The sequence below is a fragment of the Candidatus Enterococcus willemsii genome (assembly GCF_009933335.1).
Classification (GTDB): domain Bacteria; phylum Bacillota; class Bacilli; order Lactobacillales; family Enterococcaceae; genus Enterococcus_F; species Enterococcus_F willemsii.
On sequence record NZ_MAEL01000051.1, the window covers coordinates 4,833 to 7,326 of the forward strand.

The 2,494-nt window shown below is 34.7% G+C and carries 2 protein-coding genes; one reads left to right on the forward strand and one right to left on the reverse strand.

From position 1 onward, the window contains the following. On the reverse strand, window positions 1-1,187 hold a 1,187-nt coding region (locus BAU17_RS10450), incomplete at its 3' end, for an ABC transporter substrate-binding protein/permease (RefSeq protein WP_237579118.1). Between the two features lie 221 nt (window positions 1,188-1,408). On the opposite strand from BAU17_RS10450, the gene BAU17_RS10455 reads away from it, so the two are divergent. Next, on the forward strand, window positions 1,409-2,494 hold a 1,086-nt coding region (locus BAU17_RS10455; RefSeq protein ID WP_161902771.1), incomplete at its 3' end, for a diguanylate cyclase domain-containing protein.

The following is a 2,494-nucleotide window of genomic DNA, read 5'->3' on the forward strand; positions in this document are numbered from 1 at the left end:
AATGAACGAGCCGCCTCTAACTGCCCCTTATTCACCGCCATAATTCCTGCACGAATAATTTCAGCCACATATGCACCACTATTTAACGAAAGCGCAATACAGCCTGCAGCTAATCGTGACATGTCAATTCCTAAAATACCTGTTCCAAAATATACAATAAAGATTTGCACTAATAACGGTGTACCACGAACATATTCAATATAAATAGTCGCTAACAAACGTAAGATTTTTGATTTCGCTAATTTTAGTAATGCTAGAATAGCCCCTAAAAGTGTTCCAAACAATACGCCGATGAATGCTAAGAAAATCGTATATCCTGCACCATTTACATAGAATTTGTAATATTTTCCAAAGAAACCTTGTTCTTCTTGAAACATATATTTATTGGCCTCTTTTTTGTAGCCTTCTAATAAACCTTGGTCATTGATTGTTTGAATAGAATCATTCACTTTTTCAAGCAATACTGGCGCATCTTTTGGTAAAGCTACAGCCGTCTCTTTGGTACCTTCTTTAAATTCCACATCAGCAAATACCAAATCGTCATTTCGTTCAACATAAGCTTCAGCAACAGGTCCTTCTAAAATGGCAGCATCCACTTTCTTATTTTTTAAATTCATAATAACATCTGGAATTTTTTGTAAAGAAGTTGGTATTGAGCCTACTAATTCATTTTGAGCTAGAGCTTCTTGTGTTGTTTGTTTTTGAACCCCTACTGGTACCCCTGAAAAGTCAGAAACATCATTGTACTTATTCTCATCGCCTTTTCGAACAATAACACGTTGCTTCATAGTCATGTACGTATCCGAGAAGTTAACTTCCTTTAAACGTTCTTCAGTAACTGCCATTCCTGAAATAATTAAATCGATTTTGCCAGTCTTTAATGCACCTAAAAGAGCATCAAATCCTAATTCTTCAATGTGCAGTTTGACACCTAAATCGTCAGCAATTTTTTGGGCAATAGAAATATCAAATCCTACAATCTGATCTTTTCCATCAACTTCCGCATGAAATTCATACGGAGCATAATCTGCAGATAATCCTACAACTAGCTCCCCATTGGCAATAATTGAATCATAGTGTGAATCCACTTCTTCTGTTGTTGCAGCTACTGTTTGCAGTGGCAATAATACACTAAGCAACAGAAATAGAGGCAAGACAAAGTGCCATACCTTTTTTATACGTCTCATACTTCCTTCTCTCCTTCAATACATAAATGTATAAAAATTCATATTTTCAACTTGCTTATGATAACATAGAATCAAATGAAGGAAAAGGCTGTTTGCGATGAACGAGCAACTTCTACTAAAAATTTTTTACAAATTCTTGCGTTTTTACTTTGCTATCTTTGAAAAAAAATGTACAATGATTCTGAAATTGTAAAATTCTACCCGATAGGAGGATAACGACTTTGGCGAATAGCGCGCACTTCTCACACGATTCTACTCTTGAATGTAATCAACTTTGTTCTCTCGTAAATCTTTCTCCTATCCTAACATTCATTTTAAATGATCAACAGGAAATTTTATATGGCAATGAAGCCGCGAAACTTAGAGAAGGACAAGAATTCCTAGGTAAAAAATTGACGGAACTTTCCACTTTAAATATTCATCAAGCAGATTTCACTACCATTTGGACACAAGTTACGACTAAAAACCATTGGACAGGATCTATTAATTACTTAGATCAGACAAATAAACACCGAACACACTGGTTACGTTTCGTCCAACTAAAGGATACACCATACTATGCCTTCTTTTTTTTGGATACCTTCTCATTAGTACAAACACAATCGGAAAAGAACAAATTTTCATACGTAGATCATGTAACCAACCTACCAAACTTTAACCAATTTGCTTATAATTTGAATAAAAAAATCTCAACCCAGTCCAATGAAAAACACGGCATTGCACTTATTCGTTGTAGCAATATCGCACAAATTTCTGTGTTATATTCAAGTGAAACAAGAAGAGACGTAACGATAGAATTAGCACGAAGAATGCTTACCTTTCTACCAAAAAATTATCAAGTATTTCGACTATCGAGAGATATTTTTGCTATTTTTGCGTCTTCTTTTCCAGATGATGTAGGTTTTCAAAAAATCGTTGAACAGGTTCGTGAAAATTTACTACAACCGATTTGTATCAATCAACAAAATATTCAGATGCATTTGGAAATGGGGGCAACTTGTTACCCAAGTTTAACTACTGATTTAGGTTCCTTGCTAGGAAATGCTGAAATCGCCTTGGAACAGCATGATACCACTAAAATTATCTATTATTCCGAAGAGATTACGCATAATTTTATTAATAGCTTACAAATCGTAGAACGTTTAAAAAAAGCCATTGCCCACAATCAATTAGAAATCCATTATCAACCTTTGTTTGATCACTCTGATCAAATCATTGCTGCTGAAGCTTTACTTCGTTGGCATGATGATGAATTAGGATATGTTCCTCCTAATAAGATTACCAAATGTGCAGAAGAACATAATTGT